Origin of the sequence: Kaistia granuli DSM 23481 (assembly GCF_000380505.1) — a bacterium.
Lineage (GTDB): Bacteria > Pseudomonadota > Alphaproteobacteria > Rhizobiales > Kaistiaceae > Kaistia > Kaistia granuli.
In genome coordinates, this window is record NZ_AQYH01000008.1 from 480,018 (window position 1) to 498,947 (window position 18,930).

Below are 18,930 nucleotides of genomic sequence, written 5' to 3' on the forward strand. Positions count from 1 at the left end.
AAGGGCGGCGCGTGGCCCAGGGGCCATGCGCCGCGCCGAAGCGGGAGCCGCCAGCCCCGTCGGACGATCCCGACGTACCCCGGTCCCGGGAACCAAGCCCGGTCCCGGCAGTTGCCCCACCAGATGCGGCGCGCGTCAACCGGACATGGCGGTACGGGGAACAGGGGTCGATTTTTCCGGTTTCTCCCCCTGACCAACGCAACGGTAGTCGAGCCCCTATCCCGCCCGCGCCGCATCGCCTCTCTCTTCGGCTTCCCGACGATCGTCAGGCAAGCCGCGCGGAGGCGAGGACGCGGCAATGCTCGGCATTCGCAGCCATCGTCATCGCCGTGCGCCGGAGATCGCGTCTATGCGCCGGCCACCCGGACGGCGCGACCGCCTCGCCCCTGGCGTTGACGAAGGCCGATGTCCCACCTAAAGGGCGACGCAGCGCCAGATAGCGGGTGACCGGTTCGGCCAGCGCCCTTGATTGCCGCGCCAGTCCTTCCAGCTCGGCGATCGTCCAGTTCGCCGGCTCATCACCGGGCCTGTTCGGCAGGCTTTCGAGCACCGCGTGCTGGCGGGCCAGGAACGCCTTCTCGACGAAGGTGTGGCGCAGCCTGTCCAGCTCGGCCTCGGCCTTCTGCGGAAACGCCTCGACGAAGGAGAGATCCTGCCCGACCGCCTCGTTGATGCGGCGCGCTGCGAAATGCTCCAGCAGCACGATCTCGACCGTCGTGACCCAGGGCAAGGCCCGCACCGCCGCCTTCATGTCGACCGCCATCAGAAAAGCGAAGTTGGCCGCGCACCAGGCTGTCGGCAGCTGGAAGGTCACGCCGACCTTGCCGTCGACGATCTCGATCGCCTGGATGAAGCCCATGGCGGTGACCGGCTCGTCGAGCTCCGGATCGCGGATCTCGCCGAGCCGATCGACAACCTCGGCCGTCCGGGTCGCGGTCAGGATGCCGGGAGCCCGGCCGTCCTGAGCCGGCGAAGCGACGCCGTCATTCGGCCGCATGGCGGGCCTCGTCGCCCGGCAGCGTGACGGGCGGCAGGTTCATCAGCGCCTCGACGTCGAGCCCGTAAAGCTTGGCGGCGTTCAGGCCCAGGATCTTGCGCTTGGCCTCGAGATCGAGCGCGTGTCCCGCCTCGGTCGTATCCGCCTCATCGAGCTCGAAGGCCATGAAGGCCTCGATGATCCAGTCCGGACTGGTGATGGCGTAGTCCGAGCCGAAGATCAGCCGGTCCGGCCCGACGCCCCAGAGCAGGTCGATCAGCATCGCCTTGAAATGGCGCGGCCGCGCCCGGATGAAGGAGGTGACGAGCGCCAGCCCGCCATAGACGTTGGGCTCCTGGCCGGCGACGGCGCAGAAATCGTCGATGCGCGGCATGCCGCAATGGTCGATGACGAATTTCAAGTCCGGGAATGAGGTGGCGACCTGGTCTACGTCGCGGACGTCGAAGGCGTCATAGTCGAGCGGATGCGTCGTCGGCCCCTTGTGGACATGGACGATGCCGATGCCGAGCTCGCGGCACTTCTCCAGATAGGGCCGGACGAAATCGTCGGAGAGCCGGTAGCCGCGAGAATTGCCGTTCCATTCGCCGGTATAGAGCTTGACGCCCTTGAAGCCGAAACGGTCATGGTCCTTTTCGAGCTTCGCCAGCCCGCGCGCGCCTTCGCGCGGATCGATGCGGCCGTTCAGCACGACGCGGTCCGGACAGAGCGCCTTCAGCTCGCTGCACTGCTCGGTGGTGTTGAAGCCGTCATTGTAGAAATCCCGGAGGTCGACGGGGAGCATGACGGCCGCGTCGCAATAGCCGTCGATGAAAAGGTCGCGCGCCGCCTTCTCCGCTCCGTAGTAGCGGAACTGGTCCTGGTTCCAGCGCTTCTCGATCGGCGTAAAGCCGACATGACCGCCCCAGAAGGTGTCGATGAAGGTCCTGCCGTAGTCGTTGCGCCAATTCGAAGGACGTCCGTCCCAGAGATGGGTGTGGCCATCGACAATCAGGACGCGTTCGCCCTCAGACGTCACAAACATGAATCCCCTCCCAGGTGATATCGGCAGAGACTACGCCACGATTGGTGGTTCCACACTAGTTGCTGTCTTAGCGATCACTGCCCGATGCGCCTTTTGGTCTGTCTTCGGGCCGGCATGGTCCGGAAGCCGACCGGCCATGCCGCGCTGCTTCCTCTATTCTTTTGCAACGCAGCAAATCGCGCTGCGAAGCCTTCCAGGCTGTCGCTCAGCTGAAATAGCGAACCCGGATCGCGTCGATCGCCACGGCGACGAAGATCATGAAGCCGCCGATCATGCCGACATAGAAGGACGGCACCGAGATGATGGCGAGGCCAACCTGGATGACGGTCAGGAGCAGCACGCCGCCGAGCACGCCGATGACGTTGCCGCGGCCGCCGAACACGCTGACGCCGCCGATGATCGGCGCGGCGATGGCATAGAGCAGGTAGCTCGAGCCCTGGTTCGAGGTGATCGCCATCTGCCACGAGGCCAGCAGGAAGCCGGCGATGCCCGCCAGGAAGCCGGCCAGCGTGTAGATCATGATCTTGACGCTGTCGACGCGGATGCCGGCCGAATTCGAGGCGACCGGATTGCCGCCGACGGCATAGACGCGCCGGCCGAACACGGTGCGGGTCAGCAGGATGCCGACGCCGACCAGCGCGACGACGAAGATGAACGGCATGATCGGCCAGCCGCCGATCGTCGCCTGCCCGATCCAGACATAGCCGTCGGAAAGATTGGTGATGGTGCGGCCCTGCGTCAGCGCCAGCAGCGCGCCCTGCAGGATGATCATCATCGACAGCGTCTGGATCAGCGACACCATCTTCAACTTGGTGATGCAGAGCCCGTTGAAGAAGCCGATGAAGGTGGCGACGCCGACGCCGATCAGCATGCCCGGGAACCAAGGCAGGCCCCAGTCGGAATAGGCCATGGCGCCGATCGCCGACGAGAAACCTAGATTGGCCGGCAGCGACAGATCGATCTCGGCGACCAGCAGCGGCAACGCCACCGCCAGCCCCAGCATGCCGAGCACCGTGGCCTGCACCATGATGTTCTGCATGTTGTTGACGGTGAAGAAGAACTGGTTGAACAGGCCGAAGATCACGACCAGCGCGATCAGCCAGATCCAGACGACGTTGTGAAGCACCCAGCCGAGGGCGGAGCGGCTGCCCGCTTTGGCCCCGGCCTGGGACGGGGTCTTGGCAGCGACGGTCATCGTGCGGCTCATCTTTTCCTCGCTATCAGCATGGCGTCCATGGCGGCTGGCGCAGGGTCCCTTGGCGGGCCCTAGCTCGGCTCGAGGCCACGGAGCCGGTCATTGGTTATCTCGGAGCCCGTCAGTTCGCGGGCGATGGTGCCGTTCTCGAAGATGCAGACGCGATCGACCGCGCGGGTGATCTCGTCCGTATCGGTCGAGACGATGATGACCGCCACGCCCGTCCGGCTCAATTCGTCGACGATCCGCAGCACGTCCTGCTTGACGCCGACATCGATGCCGCGCGTCGGCTCGTCGAGGATCAGCACGCGCGGCTCGGTCGCCAGCACGCGGCCGAGGCAGACCTTCTGCTGGTTGCCGCCGGAAAGTGTGTCGACCGCAACCTCGGCCGACGGCGCCTTGATGCCCATCGCGTCGAAATAGCGTTGCGACAGGGCCAGCTCGGCCTCCTTGCTCAGGAAGCCCGAGCGGGCGACCGACGTCAGCGACGACAGCGAGATGTTGGCGCCGATCGACATCTGGCCAATCGCGCCGTCGCGGCGACGGTCATCGGACAGGAAAGCGATACCCGAGGCGAAGGCGTCGCGCGGCGAGGTCGGCAGGTCCTGCGTCGCCGATCCGTCGGCGAAGCGGATGGTGCCACTTTCGACCGGCGTCAGCCCGAAGATGCAGCGGGCCAGCTCCTTGGCGCCGGCACCGGGAAGCCCGGTGAAGCCGACGACCTCGCCGGGCCGGAGATCGAGCGCTGGCACCCGGACGCTGGGACCGACGATATCGCGCAGCTCGACGGCCGGAGTGTCAGTGGCGAACGACCGGCGCTCGCGCTGGAACAGCACGAGGCCGCGGCCGAGCACCAGTTCGGAAAGCTGCGCCGAGGTCAGGCTGCCGACATCCTCCGAGCCGCCGGCGAGCGCGCCGTCGCGCAGCACCGACACGGCGTCGCAGATGTCGAGGATCTCGTCATTGTAGTGCGAGATGAAAATGAAGGTGACGCCGTCGGCCTTCAGGCGGCGCATGAAATCGAACAGCTGCTTGCGGTCCTCGACGGTCAGGGCGGCGGTCGGCTCATCGAGGATGATGACCTTGCCGCCGCTGAACATGGCCCGCAGGATGTTGAGCTTGCGCCGGGCGACCGCGTCGAGCGCGCCGGCCCGCATGGCGCCGTCGATGCCGGTGCCGGCCAGCATGCGCGCCGCATCGGCCCGGAGCTTGCGCCAGTTCACGAAGCCGAAGCGGCGGGGCCAGATGCCCAGCATCAGGTTCTCGGCGGCGCTCAGATGATCGATGATCATCGGCTCCTGGGTGACCAGGAAGACGCCCGCCTCCTCCATCTTCTGCACGTCGGAATGGGCGAGCGGCACGTCGTTGAGATAGATGGTGCCCGAGCTCGGCTGGCGCTGCCCGGAAATCAGGCCGACCAGCGTGCTCTTGCCGGCGCCGTTTTCGCCGAGAAGTCCGTGAATGGTTCCGCGCCGGATGGCGAGGCTGACATCGCGAAGCGCGATCGCGCCGCCATAGACCTTGCCGAGCTTCTCCACCTTGAGAACATAGTCGCCCGCGGCCTGCGATCCGGCTGTCATCGGCACCGTCACGCGCATCTCCCGTCTTGATCGGATCGACCGCGCATCGGCGCGGCGCAGCAGAAGGCGACGCCGCGCCCGTCAGGGGCGCGGCGCCTGGTCTCCCTAGGTATAGGGGATCTTCCACTCGGTTTCGGCAATCGCGCCCCAATGGCGCGGATCGGCCGAATTGGACTGGTCGATGACGAAGGGCGGAATGATCAGCGTCGGGCCGGTCTTGCCGGCGACGATGTCGCCCTTCTCCCAGAAGTACTTCTTGTTCTCATAGGCGCCGATCGGAACCGGCTGCCCCTTCATCGCGTGCTTGCCGAGCATCTCGACGGCGATCTCGCCATAGGCGATCGGATCCTGCGAGACGCAGGCATCCATGAAGCCGTCCTGGATCCACTTGAGCGCGACCGGTTCGCCGTCAATGTTGACGAAGATGACGTGGCCTTCCTCGCCGACCTTCTTCCAGCGACCCTTCTGCTGCAGCGCCGTGACGATGCCGCGCGAAGGCGAGTCGGACGGAGCGTGGACGGCGTCGAGATCCGGGAATTCCGACAGGGTCGAGAGCGTCACCGCGAGCATCTGGTCCAGCGCGCCTTCGGTCGGGCGGGCCAGATACTTGATCTCCGGATATTTGGCGAATTCGGCGTCCATGCCTTCCTTCCGGAGGCGCCAAGCCACGCTCTGCAGCGCGCCGAAGCAGTTGAGCACCGTGCCCTTCGGGCTGCCATGCTTGGCAATCAGCCGCTTGATTATCTCCTGCGCCGCCATCTGGCCGCCGAGATAATTGTCGAAGGAGACGGTGATCGCGACATCGCCGCCATCGGCAGGCGTGTCGATGATACCGACCGGAATGCCCTTCTGGTTGTAGCGGCGGATGGCGCTGACAATCGCCTGGCTGTCGATCGGGTCGCTGATGATCGCGGACGGATCGGAGAGCATCAGGCTCTGCCACTGTTCCAGCTGCCGCGTATTGTCGAAATTGGCGTTGGTCGCCTGGAATTCCCAGGTATTCGCCTGTACTGCGCGCTTCACTGCTTCTTCCTGGATGACGAAGAAGTAGTAATCGAGGCTCTTGTTACTGTACGGCACGAAGACGCGGTCGGCCGCCATGGCGGTTCCGCCGCCGAGCATCGTTCCGACACCGAGCGCCGCGCCGGCCTTGAGCAGGCCACGGCGGCTGAGATTGTTCACGTTGGTCAATCGATCCTCCCAATTCCCGTCGGCTCCCTGGTCCCTGCCGAATGGGATAGCAATCTAGTTTCACTACATCGCGGTCCAACTGTCAATGGGACGACGCGCCGCGACGCACGCCTGCCTGTTGGTAAAACGCGAGGATTTCATGAATAGATGGCGTTCGACTCAAGAATTAAATCGAATAACCATGCCCCGCCGTCCCGCCCGGCCTGGGCGGGTGATTCCGAAGCGCCGACACGCCGCGACGGCAGAATGTTTGTTTTACTACATCACCGCATGCCGACATAGGCAGTGCCGTCGAAGCAGCCAACCACCATGCCCTGCGACTCGCGCGTGAAAAGGCCGTTCTCCACGACACCCGGGATGCGGTTCAGCTCGATCTCCAGCGCTTCCGGGCCGGGAATGGCGAGGCAGCGGCAATCGAGGATGAAATTGCCGGAATCGGTGACGACCGGCTGGCCGTCGCGCATCCGCCGGACGATCACGGCGCCGTCTATGCCGTGCTCGACGAGCAGGCCGGCGACCATGCGCTCGGTCTGCTTCCAGGCGAATTGCACCACCTCGACCGGCAGCGGAAAGCCGCCGAGCTGATCGACGATCTTGGTCTCGTCGCAGACGGTGATCATCTGGCGCGAGGCATGGGCGATGATCTTTTCCCAGAGCAGGCAGGCACCGCCGCCCTTGATCATGCGGAACTGGCGGTCGATCTCGTCCGGGCCGTCGACGGTCAGGTCGAGCTCGCCGATCTCGTTCGGATCGGTGATCTTGATGCCCACCTCGCGGGCGACGTCGTTGGTGGCGCGCGAGGTCGTGGTGCAGGTGACCTTCAGGCCCTCGGCGACATGCTTGCCCAGCTCGCGGACGAAGAAATGTGAGGTGGTGCCGGAGCCGAGGCCGAGCTTCATGCCGTCCCGCACGAACTCGTCGATCACCTTGCGGCCGGCCAGCTTCTTGGCTTCATCCTGTACGGTCATGGCTTGTCCTTGGAACACGAAAAGGGGGCGGCGGTCAGATCTTGTCGGTCTGCCAGGAATCGAGCGCCGGCAACTGGTCGGGGAATTCGCTGCCGCTGGTGACGGCAATCGAGGTGACCAGCATGTTGATCACCAGATGGTGGTTCAGGCGCGAGGCGAGCGGCGTCAGCAGCTCGGTGCGGTCATAGGGCGTCACAGCGATCAGCACGTCCGAGACGCGCGCCAGCGGGCTCTCGGCGGCGGTGATCGAGACGACCCGGGCGCCCCCGGTGCGGGCGGCGATGGCAAGTTCGACCATCTGCTTGGTGTGGCCGGACTGGGAGAAGATCAGCGCCACCTCGTTGGGCCGCGACGCCTCGGCGTGCAGCCACTGCTTGGTGCGCCCCATGACGGCCGAGCAGCGCATGCCGAGACGCTGGAACTTGTGCTCGGCGTCGATCGCCGTCACCTCGGAAATGCCGGTGGCGTAGATGCCGACCCAGCTCGCCGCCTGCAGCAGCTTGGCGCCCTCCTCGATCTGATAGGGCAGCAGGTCTTCCAGCGCCCGCTGAATGGCGTTCAGCGAGTTGCGCGCCGTCTTGCGCACGATGCTCTCGATCGAGTCGCCGGGCACGATCTGCTCATAGGCGAACGGCGCCGAGGGCACGAGGCTCTGCGCCAGATTGAGCTTGAAATCCTGGTAGCCCTCGAAGCCGAAGCGCCGGCAGAACCGCATCACGGTCGGATCGCTGACGTCGCATTCCTGCGACAGCCGCGCCATGCTCATGTGGATGACCTTGCCGGGATGGGTCTTGACGAAATTGCCCAGCCGCTGCTCGGCCGGTCCCATGCGGTCATGTTCCTGGAGAATCCGCTGCAGCAGACTGTTGGTCGACATGTCAGCTTTCCTGGTGGATCGGCCGATAGGCCAGCAGGTCGAGCAATCTCGTCAAGCGCTGTTCCGGCTGGGTGCGGACCAACGCGCCGCCGCCCCAAGGGACGACGAAGAACGGAGCCTCGGCCGACCGGGCCGTCGCCTGGTCGACGGCGGTATCGCCGACATAGGCCCAGTCGCCCTCGGCAAGTCCCATGCGCCGCGCCACGGCGAGGAGATGGCCGGGATCGGGCTTGCAGGCTGGCACCGCATCGGCGCCGAGCACGGCGTCGAACAACGGCGCGATACCGAGGAGACCGAGGATCCGCAGCGTCAGCTCATGCGGCTTGTTGGTGCAGATGCCGAGCCGAAATCCGGCTTCCCTGAGCGCCGCCAGATCCTCGCGGACATGGTGATAGAATTTCGTCAGCCGCGCCGGCGCCTCGCCGTAATTCGCCAGATAGGCGGCGTGCGCCGCCGAGACCGTCGCGTCGTCGCTGGGCAGGCCCAGTTCGACGAACATGTCGAGCAGCAGCCGGCGCGGGCCGTTGCCGATGAAGCGCTCGACGAAGGCGGTCTCCTGCGTCGGCCACCCCCGCGACGCGAGATAGCCGTTCACGGCGGCGGCGATATCGGGCGCGCTGTCGATCAGCGTGCCGTCAAGATCGAAGATGAGCGCCTTGTAGGCGGCGAGTGGTTTGGTCATATCGGCCTCTCTGCCGCCTTATCGGTCCAGCGCCGATTCCGAGATCGCCGCGAAGCTGGGCGACATCACCGGATAAAGGCCCTCGAAAATCGCGAATGCACTGCGGAGCGTTTCGCCGGTGGCGCGATCCGGCGCCTGCCGGGTCAACGATTTGCAGACCAGCGCCGCCGTGCGCGCGTCCGGCCAGACGCCGAGCCCGACGCCGGCGACCAGCGCCGCGCCAAAGGCGCCGCCCTCGGCCGCGCCCTCGGTCGTCACTACCTCGCAATCGAACAGGTCCGCCTGCATCTGGCGCCAGAGCGCCGAGCGCGCGCCACCGCCCGAAGCCTTGATCACGTCGTGCCGAAGGCCTGCCTTCTGCATCAGGCCGTGAATGTCGCGCAGCGCATGGGTCACCCCCTCCATGACGCTGCGCGCCATGTCGCCGGCATCGTGCCGGGCGGTGAGCCCGACGAACGCGCCGCGCGCCGCCGGATCGGGGTGGGGGCAGCGCTCGCCATAGAGATAGGGCAGGAAGAACAAGCCCTTCGCCCCGGCCGGGCTCGTCTCGGCCCGCGCGACGATCTCGTCGAAGGAGAGCTTGCCGGCGTCGCCGGCGAAGCCCGCCACCAGGTCGCGGAACCACGACATCGCGCCGCCCGCATTGAGCGAGACGCCCATGCAGTGCCAGGTCTCGGGCGCGACGTTGCAGAACACCTGCAGGCGGCCGTCGGGATTGTCCATCGGCGTCTCGAGCGCGCTGGCGACGATGCCGGCCGTGCCGATCGTCGTCTGCAGCTCACCCGGCCGCATCACGCCCGAGCCGAGCGTCTGGATCACGCTGTCACCACCACCGCCGACAACGGGAATGCCTTCGGCGAGGCCGAACAGCGCCGCGCCGGCGCGGCTGACGCGGCCACTGACGAATTGCGATTCATGGCACTCCGGCAGCAGCGCCGGATCGATATCGAGACGGTCGAGCAGCGGCGCCGACCAGGCGCGCTTGCGGACATCGAACAGCCCGGTGCCGGACGCGTCCGAAACCTCGGTGGCGATCTCGCCGGTCAGCACCAGGCGCAGATAGTCCTTCGGGTTAAGGATATGGCGGATGCGGCCATAGAGCTCCGGCTCGTGGTTGCGTATCCAAAGGATCTTACCGCCGGTATAGCCGACCAGCATGCGGTTGTTGGTGAGGGCGAGGAGCCCCTCCAATCCGCCGGCTCGCTCCGTGATCTCGGCGCATTCGGCGCCGTTGCGCTGATCGTTCCAGAGCAGTGCCGGCCGCAGCACCCGATGCGCCTCGTCGAGCGGCGTCAGGCCGTGCATCTGGCCCGACAGGCCGATGCCGGCGATTTCCACGTCCGGCCGCGCCGCCAGCACCCCGGCGACCGACTGGCGCGCGCCCTCGATCCAGAGCGCCGGATCCTGTTCGGTCCAGCCGGGTCGCGGCTGCGCCAGCGGATAGGTCGCGGTCGAACTGGCGAGCACGGCACCGTCCGCGTCAATCAGCAGGGCCTTGCAGCCCGAGGTGCCGATATCGATCCCCAGAAGGGCTGTCGTCATGATCTAGCGCCCCTTGGGATCGTCGGTACGGACGCGGATGTGCTTGAAGTTCATGTATTCGAGCATGCCCTCGCGGCCGTGTTCATAGCCGACGCCGCTCTGCTTGCGACCGCCATAGGGGGCGTTCATCACGCCGGCGTCGACATTGTTGACGGCGACGTTGCCATAGTCGAGGCGGGTGGTCAGGTAGCGCACCTCGTCCATGTCCTTGGCGTAGACATAGGAGGCGAGGCCGTAGGGCGTGTCGTTGGCATGGGCGATCGCCTCGTCCAGACCGTCGAAGGGCATAACGCCGATCAGCGGGCCGAACGTCTCCTCGGACATCACCTTCATGTCGTGCGAGCAGCCGGCGACGACGGTCGGGCGGAAGAAATGGCCGCGCGCATAGATCGCGCCTTCCGGCGCGGAGCCGCCCGTCACCAGCGTGGCGCCCTTGGCGAGCGCATCGGCGAGATGCTCGCGCGTCTTGGCGAGCGGCGCGGCCGAAGCCATGGCGCCGAGATCGGCGTCCGGCGTCTCGATGCCGTTGCCAATGGTCAGCTTCTCGGCCGCGACCTTCAGCTTGGCCAGGAATTCGTCATAGACGGCGCGGGCGACATAGACGCGATTGATGGCGATGCAGATCTGACCCATGTTGCGGAACGAGCGCCGCGCCGCGCCCTTCACCGCCGCATCGAGATCGGCCGTCGCCGTGACGATCAGCGGGCAATTGCCGCCGAGTTCCAGCGACATGCGCTTCACCGTGGTGGCGGACTGCTGGATCTGCAGGCCGACCTTGCTCGAGCCGGTGAAGGCGATCTTGTCGACATCCGGGTGCTCGACCAGCGCCTGGCCAACGACCGAACCCGGCCCGGTCACCACATTGACGACGCCGGCCGGAATGCCTGATTCCTCGACCTTCTGCGCGATCGCGAGCGCGGTGAACGGCGTCAGGTCGGCCGGCTTGATGACGATGGTGCAGCCGGCGGCGAGCGACGCGCACAGCTTCCAGCCGACCAGCTCGGCCGGGTAGTTCCAGGGCGTAATGGCGCCGACCACGCCGATCGGCTCTCGGATCACCAGGCTCTGATGGTCGTTGGTGTCGTTCGGAATGATCTCGCCATGCACGCGGACCGCTTCCTCGGCATAGAAATGGCAGGCCTCGCCGAGCTTCAGGATCTCGCCGCGCGCCTCGTTGAGCGGCTTGCCCTGCTCAAGCGTCATGATCCGCGCCATGCGGTCGGCATCCGCCGCAATCAGCGTGCCGAGCCGCTTCAGCGCCGCCGCCCGCAGGCGGGGCGGCAGGTCGGCCCAGGGGCGGAATGCGGCGCGGGCCGCGGCGACGGCCGAATTCACCTCGTCGACGGTCGACGCGGCGATCTCGCCGACAACATCGCCGGTGGCCGGATTCTCCACCGGGATACGCCCGCCGGCACCGTTCACCCACGCGCCGCCGATGAACAGCTTGCCGCTCAATTCCGAGATCATTCCATCCATCCCTGCAGCCCGGCGACGGCGATCACACCACGCCGCAACACTCGAAAAGCTCAATCTGGATGACAGGATATAGCATTACTACATAACCGCAAGGGAGCCGCGCGGCCGCCGGATTCCGCCCCCGACGTGCCCCCGCGTCTGCACCGTATCTGGCTGCATTCAAAGCGATATCTGGCACTTTCCTGCCCAGGCCCCCTCATCATGACCACCCTCAAGAAATCGGTTCGTCGTGGAGTTTCAGGCCGGATTTTCAACAGAAAAGTAGTTTTACTAACGAACCCTATTGGCCGGAACCCGCGGAGCGCCGGATGGAACAGCGGAGCGCGTCCGGCCGGAGAACCGGACGACTGCGCGCGTCCGATTGACAGCCCGAAAGCCGCATGCATAGCTATGCAAGGCCAAATAATTCAGAGGGTCGCTGCGGAAGGTCCAACGGGCAGAACCGCCAGAACTCCATCCGGCAGACCGGCGCGCCAACGCCGTCCTGCAGGGGCGGACCTCCAGACATGCACATCCAGGGAACAGGACAGACGGCGACGACCCAGAAACGATAGGCGCACCTGAGGCCCGGGCGCTTCAAACAGGGAGGAGTGGTCAATGGACAAGAAGCTCATCTCCAGCGCGTCCGGCCTGCGGATCAGGCGACGCGATCTGCTGAAGGGCGCCGGCGTCCTCGGCATCGCCAGCGCGTTCCCCGCCATCATCACAAGGCGCGCCTTCGCCGCCGACAAGCCGACCGTCGTCAACTCGATCCGGTCGCTCTCGAACCCCTATCACGCGACCTGGAACAAGGGCGGCGCCGCCTTCGCAAAATCGGTCGGCGCCGACTATGTGACGCTGGTCACCGAAGGCAACAGCGAGAAGGGCATCGCCGACATCAAGGCGATCCTCGCCAAGACCGGCGGCAATTGCGTCATCAATGTCGACCCGAACGACAGCCCGGACGCCCGTCCGATCGTCGAGGCGGCCAAGGCCGCCGGCGCCTATGTCGTCACCCAGTGGAACAAGCCGGCCGACCTGCACCCGTGGGACTTCGACCCGAACTACGTCGCCCATATCTCGTTCAGCGGCGTCCCCTACGGCAAGGCCATGGCCGACACGCTGATCAAGGCGATCGGCGGCAAGGGCGGCATCGTGGCACTCGGCGGCATCGAATCGAACGTCCCAGCGATCGAGCGCAAGAAGGGCCTCGAACAGGCGCTCGCCGCCAATCCCGACGTCAAGCTGCTCGACTACCAGGTGGCGAACTGGTCGGCGACCGAGGCGCTCGACAAGACCAATGCCTGGCTGACGCAGTTCGGCGACCAGATCAGCGCGATCTGGGCGGCGAATGACGACATGGCGCTCGCCGCCGTCGAGGCGCTCCGGGCCGATGGCCGGGCCGGCAAGGTTCCGGTCACCGGCATCGACGGCATCCAGCTCGCTGTCGAGGCGATCCAGAAAGGCGAACTCGCGGGCACCGTCGCCTGGGATCCCTACTGGCAGGGCGGCATGGGCCTCTCGATTGGCTATCAGGCCAAGACCGGCGGATTCGACCCGTCAAAGGAGCCGAAGGACCATCGCGAGTTCTATGGCAAGGGCGTCATCATCACCGCCGACAACGCCAAGGCCTTTTACGACGAGAACATCGCGGCCGAGCCGAAGATGGACTGGAACGACATCTGGGGCCGGGTGACGGGCCAGATCCAGTACGAGTAGCCTTCACCCCGGCGGGGCGCGCCTCCCCAAGCGCGCCTCTTCGTCGGCTCCGGTCCGCCGGAGCCGACGGCCCGATGCGCGCAGCGCCCTGACGATCGTCCGGCGAGCTTGCGCACTCCTGATCGAGCCCATTCCTGATCGGGCCCATGAGGCGATCCGGCTGATGACTATCGAGACGTCCATCCATCCAGGCCCCGCGGCCAGGCCCGCCACCCGGCGTCGCTGGCGCATCGCCTCCTGGGCGCCGCTGATCGTGCTGGTGCTGCTCTGCGGCATCATCACGCTGATCAATCCGAACTTCCTGACCTTCGGCAATCTGGTCCGCATCAGCCAGGCGGCGATGATCCCGCTGGTGCTCGGCATGGGCGCCACCTTCATCATCCTGATGGGCTCGATCGACCTCTCGGTCGAGGGTGGGCTGACGCTTTCCGCCGTCATCCTGTCGATGCTGGTGATCAACGGCGCCAACGAGAACGCCTTCGGCCTGCTCGGCGTGCTGCTGGTGCTCATCGTCGGCGCGGGCGTCGGCTTCGCCAACGGCGTCATCCATGTCCGCCTGAAGATCCCCTCCTTCATGGTGACGCTCGGCATGTGGTTTGTCGGCGTCGGCGCCGCCAACGCGCTGCTCGGCGGCATGGCGATCCGCATCAACGACCCGCTCATTCGCGGCCTCGCCATCGAGCGCTTCCTCGGCTTCCCCTGGGGCGTCTGGGTCGCGCTCCTGTGCCTGGCCATCGCGCTGGTGATCCAGAACTACACTCGCCTCGGCCGCTACATCTACGCGCTCGGCGGCGGCGAGGAACTGGCGGCGCTGTCCGGCATTCCGGTCGGCCGCGTCCGCATCCTCACCTTCACGCTGGCCGGCGTGTTCTATGCCGTCGGCGGCGTGCTGGCGGCGGCGCAACTCGGCCTCGGCAACGCCCAGATCGGCACCGGCCGCCTGTTCACGACGATCACCGCCGTCGTCGTCGGCGGCACGGCACTTTCCGGCGGCCAGGGCAGCGTGCTGCAGACGCTGGTCGGCGTGCTGATCGTCGTCGTGCTCTCCAACGGCATGGTGCTGATGGGCGTGCCGCCCAGTGTGCAGATCGGCGTGCAGGGCCTCATGATCATCGCGGCGGTCGCGCTGTCGATCGACCGCAAGCGGATGCGGATCGTCAAATGAGCGCGACCCTCACCCCCGCCCCGTCCGCCGCCGCGCCCGGCACGGCCCCACCGCCCCCTGCCCTCGCCCTCATGCATGTCGAAAAGCGCTTCCCCGGCGTGCATGCGCTGAAGGACGTCACGATCGAGATCCGCCCCGGCGAGGTGGTTGGCCTGGTCGGCGAGAACGGCGCCGGCAAATCGACGCTGATGAAGATCCTGAGCGGCGTCTACCAGCCCGATTCCGGCGATATCCTGCTCGACGGCAAGAAGACCCGCTTCGTCAGCGCCTCCGACGCCATGAGCCAGGGCATCGGCATGGTATTCCAGGAGCAGTCGCTGCTGACCAACCTCACCGTCGGCGAGAACATCTATCTCGGCAATGAGAAGCAGTTTACCCGCTTCGGCATTGTCGACTGGCGCGCCCTCTACGCCGCCGCATCGCGCCAACTCGCCAAGGTGCAGATCGACGCCGACCCAAGGATGCGGGCCGACGATCTCGGCTTCGCGGCGCGCCAGATGGTCGAGCTCGCCAAGGCGCTGACGCTGGAGGAAAACGCGCCCGGCCATCTCGTCATCCTGCTCGACGAGCCGACCTCTGTGCTGGAGCGAGCCGAGATCGAAATCCTGTTCGCCCGCGTCCGGGCGCTGCGCGCCCGCGCCTCCTTCATCTTCGTCTCGCATCGGCTCGACGAGGTGCTGGAACTCTCGGATCGCATCTATGTGATGAAGGACGGCGCCGTCGTCGCCGATCTGGTAGCGTCCGAGGCCGACATCACGCAGCTGCATCATCTGATGGTCGGCCGCAGCCTGCAGGCGGAATATTACCGCGAACCGCTGCAGCGACCCTATCGCGACGAGGTCGTGCTCGAGCTCGACAGCCTTCGCCACGACAGCGCCTATCGCGACATCTCGTTCAAGCTGCATGCCGGCGAGATCCTCGGCATCGCCGGCGTCATCGGATCGGGCCGCGAGGAACTGACCCGCACACTCGCCGGATTCGCGCCGCATGATGGCGGCCGGCTTCTTGCCCGCGGGCGGGAGGTCAAGCTGCGCACCCCGGCCGAGGCCGTCGACATCGGCGTCGGCTACGTCCCGCGCGAGCGGCGCGTGGAGGGGCTGGTGCTGTTCCTGCCGGTTGCCGCCAACATCACGCTCGCCGACCTCGGCAGCCTGACCCGCGCCGGCCTGATCAACACCCGTGAGGAGCGACGGCTGGCGGAAAGCTGGGTCGAACGCCTCAAGGTGCGCACGCCCGGCATTAATACGCTCTGCCTCAACCTGTCCGGCGGTAACCAGCAGAAGGTCGTTCTGGCCAAGTGGCTGAACGCGGAGGCGCGCATCCTGATCCTCGATCACCCGACGCGCGGCCTCGATGTCGGCGCCAAGGAGGAGGTCTACGAACTGATCCGCGCCGTCACCGCCGAGGGCGTCGCCGTCATCCTGACCTCCGACACGCTGGAGGAGACGATCGGCCTCAGCCACACCGTGCTGGTGATGCGCGACGGCGCGATCACCCACCGCGTCGACGCCAGCCCCGGCCAGAAACCCAGGCAGGTCGATCTCATCGGATACATGGTCTAGGCATGAACACGCTCCTCGACACTTTCCGGAACGACGGCATGCGACAGTGGCTGCCGCTCGCGACGCTGATCCTCCTGGTGATCCTGGTCGGCGCGTTCCAGCCGGCCTTTCTCGACGTGAACACGCTGCTGCAGCTGGCGAGCGACACGGCCGTGCTATTCATCCTGGCGACCGGGGTCACCTTCGTCATCATGCTGGGCGGCATCGACCTGTCGATCCAGTCGATGGCCTCGCTTTCCAGCGTCGTCGTCGCGCTGACGCTCGCGCGCTTCGGCTACGGCGCGTTTGTCTTCGCGTTCGCGCTCGGCGCGCTGGCGGGGCTCCTTTCCGGCATCGCCCATGTCCGGCTGCGCATTCCCTCCTTCATCGCCACGCTCGCCATGGGCGGTGTGCTCTCGAGCGCCGCGCTGGTCACCTCACGGGAGCGCTCGATCACGCTTGGTGAAAGCGAACGCGCCTATCTCGGCTGGATCACCGGCACCGTATTCGGCATTCCGAATGTGGTCATCATCGCGCTGATCGTGCTCGTCGTCGCCCACATCCTGCAGAGCCGCACGCCGTTCGGCCGCTACAGCGCCGCGATCGGCGCCGGCGAACCGGCCGCCTATGCCTCCGGCGTCAAGGTCGACCGCCAGAAGATCTTCGCCTTCGTGCTCTCGGCGAGCTGCGCCGCCCTCGCCGGCATCGTGCTGGTCGGCCGCCTCGCCAGCGGCTCGCCGACGCTCGCCAGCGAGCTGCTGCTGCCCTCGATCGCCGCCGTCGTCGTCGGCGGCACCTCGATCACCGGCGGCGTCGGCAGCATCTGGCGCACGCTGGTCGGCGCGCTGATCATCTCGGTCGTGCGCATCGGCATGACCTTCCTCGGCGTCAATATCTTCGCCCAGAACATCGTCTTCGGCGTCGTGCTGGTCGCCGCCGTCGCCATCACCATCGACCGATCGAAAATTCCGATCGTCAAATAGACCTTTGCCAAACCCAGGAGCAGGAACATGGATCTCGGACTGCGCGACAAGGTCGCCGTCATCACCGGTGGCAGCATCGGCATCGGCCTCGCCGTCGCCAAGGGGCTGGCGGCCGAAGGCGCCCAGATCGTCATCGCCGCCCGCAATGCCGAGCGGCTCGAGGCGGCCCGCGCCGAGATTGTCGCGGCCCACCCCGTCACCGTGCTGGCCGTCGATTGCGACGTCTCGACCGCGCTCGGCTGCGACCGGCTGCTCGCCGCGACCGAGGAGGCCTTCGGCGGCGCCGACATCCTCGTCAACAATGCCGGTACCGGCAGCAACGAGACGATCATGGATGCGCCGGACGACAAGTGGCAGTTCTACTGGGACCTGCACGTCATGGCGGCGATCCGGCTGGCACGCGGACTGGTGCCGTCGATGAAACGGCGCGGCGGCGGCGTCATCCTCAACAACGCCTCGATCTGCGCCTCGCAGCCGCTCTGGTACGAGCCGATCTACAATGTCACCAAGGCAGCCCTGATCATGGCCTCGAAGACGATGTCGACCGAATTCATCACGGACAATATCCGCGTCAACGCGGTCAATCCCGGCTTCGTGCTGACACCGGACTGGATCAAGACGGCGACCCAGCTGACGGCCGATACCGGCGGCGACTGGAAGGGCTATCTCGACAATCTGGCGCGCGAGAACGCCCCGATCGGCCGCTTCGCCTCGCCGGAGGAAATCGCCGATTTCTTCGTCTTCCTCTGTTCCGCCCGCGCGAGCTACTCGGTCGGCTCCACCTATTTCATCGATGGCGGCATGCTGAAGACGATCTGAGCGCCGGGCCTGCGGGCACGTCCGCCGACGCCGGAAGCCATTGAACTCCGGCGAGGCGGGCGCTACGCAGGCCCTCCGTTCCATCTTGTGGTTGCGCGAAATGAAAGCGTCGAGAAAGTACCCGTCATCGACGGATGTCGCGCGCCTCGCCGGCGTCTCGCAATCCGCCGTCTCGCGCGCCTTCAGCGAGGGCAAGAGCGTCTCCGAGGAGACCAGCCGCAAGGTGTTCGAAGCAGCCAAGCAGCTCGGCTACAGTCCGAACTTCCTCCCGCGCATGCTGTTGAAGCATCGCTCGGACCTGGTCGCGATCGTCATCAGCGACACCTCCAACCCCTTCTATGCCGCGGCGGTCGATGCCTTCTCGAAAGCGTTGCAGGAGACCGGGCACCAGGTTCTCCTGGTCAGCGTCGACGGCGGCAATGCGCTGGACGGCATCCTGCCGCGCCTGGCCAGCTACCGGGTCGACGCCATCGTCAGCGCGCTGCCGGTGGTCACCAAGGCGGCGGCCGAGGCGTTCGCCCGCATCCGCATCCCAATCGTCTCGTTCAATACGCCGGCGCGCAACCAATGGGTCTCGTCGGTCTGTTCCGACAATGCCGGCGGCGCCGCCCTGGTGGCGGACCTGTTCGTGAAGCGTGGCGCCCGATCCTTCGGCTTCATCGGCGGCATGCAGGGCGACTATGCCAGCGACGAGCGCCTGCGCGGCTTTCGCGAGCGGCTGCGGACGCATGGCTTCGACCAGGTCCGGACCGCGAATGGCGACTATCTCTACGAGGACGCCTTCGCGGCGACCGCGGCGATGGCGGAACGGCGCGAGGTTCCGGATGCGCTGTTCTGCGCCAACGACCTGATGGCCTTCGGCGCGCTCGACGCGCTGCGCCGGGCCGGGCTGCGGGTGCCGGAGGATGTCCTGGTCGCCGGCTATGACGACGTCCCGGCCGCCGCCTGGGGCTCGTTCGACCTGACGACGGTGGTGCACGGCCATCAGGCGATGGTAGCGGCGGCGATCGCCATCCTGCACGCCCGCATGGCCGACACCGAACCCACGGACGGCGTCACCACCACGGTACCGGTCCGCCTGGCGGAACGGGCGACAACGCGGCGGTAGAACCGAGGCTCCCGGCGATCCCCGTCAACCGCCTCACGCTCGCCGTCATCCTGGACGCAGCACAGCGGAAATCCGGGACCCATTCAG

At 66.6% G+C, this 18,930-nt stretch carries 16 protein-coding genes; 6 read left to right on the forward strand and 10 right to left on the reverse strand.

All coding sequences use genetic code 11. From position 1 onward, the window contains the following. Nucleotides 1-265 precede the first annotated feature (265 nt). The 10 genes from G342_RS25335 to G342_RS0114700 form a co-directional block, all read right to left on the reverse strand. Nucleotides 266-997: an iron-sulfur cluster assembly protein gene (locus G342_RS25335; RefSeq protein WP_018183915.1), complete on the reverse strand. Its 732-nt coding sequence runs from the start codon at nt 995-997 to the stop codon at nt 266-268. Beyond that, nucleotides 984-2,018 (reverse strand): amidohydrolase family protein, encoded by a 1,035-nt coding sequence (locus G342_RS0114660; RefSeq protein WP_018183916.1) that lies wholly within the window; start codon nt 2,016-2,018, stop codon nt 984-986. The genes G342_RS25335 and G342_RS0114660 overlap by 14 nt, the downstream gene beginning before the upstream one ends. Before the next feature lie 205 nt (nt 2,019-2,223). Continuing rightward, complete coding sequence (locus G342_RS0114665; protein ID WP_018183917.1) at nt 2,224-3,225, reverse strand: ABC transporter permease; 1,002 nt, start codon at nt 3,223-3,225, stop codon at nt 2,224-2,226. A 59-nt stretch (nt 3,226-3,284) separates the two neighbouring features. Then, nucleotides 3,285-4,811, reverse strand: coding sequence for a sugar ABC transporter ATP-binding protein (locus G342_RS0114670; protein WP_018183918.1), 1,527 nt, complete (start codon nt 4,809-4,811; stop codon nt 3,285-3,287). Nucleotides 4,812-4,898: 87 nt separating this feature from the next. Beyond that, nucleotides 4,899-5,975 (reverse strand): substrate-binding domain-containing protein, encoded by a 1,077-nt coding sequence (locus G342_RS0114675; RefSeq protein ID WP_245557283.1) that lies wholly within the window; start codon nt 5,973-5,975, stop codon nt 4,899-4,901. Nucleotides 5,976-6,247: 272 nt separating this feature from the next. After that, nucleotides 6,248-6,952, reverse strand: a complete 705-nt coding sequence (gene rpiA / locus G342_RS0114680) for a ribose 5-phosphate isomerase A (RefSeq protein WP_018183920.1) — start codon at nt 6,950-6,952, stop codon at nt 6,248-6,250. Between the two features lie 34 nt (nt 6,953-6,986). Beyond that, nucleotides 6,987-7,829, reverse strand: coding sequence for a MurR/RpiR family transcriptional regulator (locus G342_RS0114685; RefSeq protein WP_018183921.1), 843 nt, complete (start codon nt 7,827-7,829; stop codon nt 6,987-6,989). 1 nt (nt 7,830) lies between these two features. After that, nucleotides 7,831-8,511 (reverse strand): HAD family hydrolase, encoded by a 681-nt coding sequence (locus G342_RS0114690; protein WP_018183922.1) that lies wholly within the window; start codon nt 8,509-8,511, stop codon nt 7,831-7,833. Nucleotides 8,512-8,529: 18 nt separating this feature from the next. Beyond that, complete coding sequence (xylB, locus tag G342_RS0114695) at nt 8,530-10,053, reverse strand: xylulokinase (protein ID WP_018183923.1); 1,524 nt, start codon at nt 10,051-10,053, stop codon at nt 8,530-8,532. A gap of 3 nt (nt 10,054-10,056) precedes the next feature. Beyond that, nucleotides 10,057-11,520, reverse strand: a complete 1,464-nt coding sequence (locus G342_RS0114700; RefSeq protein ID WP_018183924.1) for an aldehyde dehydrogenase family protein — start codon at nt 11,518-11,520, stop codon at nt 10,057-10,059. 606 nt (nt 11,521-12,126) lie between these two features. Here G342_RS0114700 and G342_RS0114705 point away from each other — a divergent pair. The 6 genes from G342_RS0114705 to G342_RS0114730 all read left to right on the forward strand — a co-directional run bounded on the left by G342_RS0114705 (nt 12,127) and on the right by G342_RS0114730 (nt 18,843). Continuing rightward, nucleotides 12,127-13,227 (forward strand): sugar ABC transporter substrate-binding protein, encoded by a 1,101-nt coding sequence (locus G342_RS0114705; RefSeq protein ID WP_018183925.1) that lies wholly within the window; start codon nt 12,127-12,129, stop codon nt 13,225-13,227. Nucleotides 13,228-13,390: 163 nt separating this feature from the next. Then, nucleotides 13,391-14,392, forward strand: coding sequence for an ABC transporter permease (locus G342_RS0114710; protein WP_018183926.1), 1,002 nt, complete (start codon nt 13,391-13,393; stop codon nt 14,390-14,392). Continuing rightward, on the forward strand, nt 14,389-15,954 hold the full coding sequence (locus G342_RS0114715; RefSeq protein WP_018183927.1) for a sugar ABC transporter ATP-binding protein: 1,566 nt from the start codon (nt 14,389-14,391) through the stop codon (nt 15,952-15,954). The genes G342_RS0114710 and G342_RS0114715 overlap by 4 nt, the downstream gene beginning before the upstream one ends. Before the next feature lie 2 nt (nt 15,955-15,956). Continuing rightward, nucleotides 15,957-16,916 carry an ABC transporter permease gene (locus G342_RS0114720; RefSeq protein ID WP_018183928.1) on the forward strand — a complete coding sequence of 320 codons (960 nt, stop codon included), beginning with the start codon at nt 15,957-15,959 and terminating at the stop codon, nt 16,914-16,916. Nucleotides 16,917-16,943: 27 nt separating this feature from the next. Continuing rightward, nucleotides 16,944-17,735, forward strand: coding sequence for an SDR family NAD(P)-dependent oxidoreductase (locus G342_RS0114725; RefSeq protein WP_018183929.1), 792 nt, complete (start codon nt 16,944-16,946; stop codon nt 17,733-17,735). Nucleotides 17,736-17,835: 100 nt separating this feature from the next. Beyond that, complete coding sequence (locus tag G342_RS0114730) at nt 17,836-18,843, forward strand: LacI family DNA-binding transcriptional regulator (RefSeq protein WP_026304459.1); 1,008 nt, start codon at nt 17,836-17,838, stop codon at nt 18,841-18,843. Nucleotides 18,844-18,930: the final 87 nt, after the last annotated feature.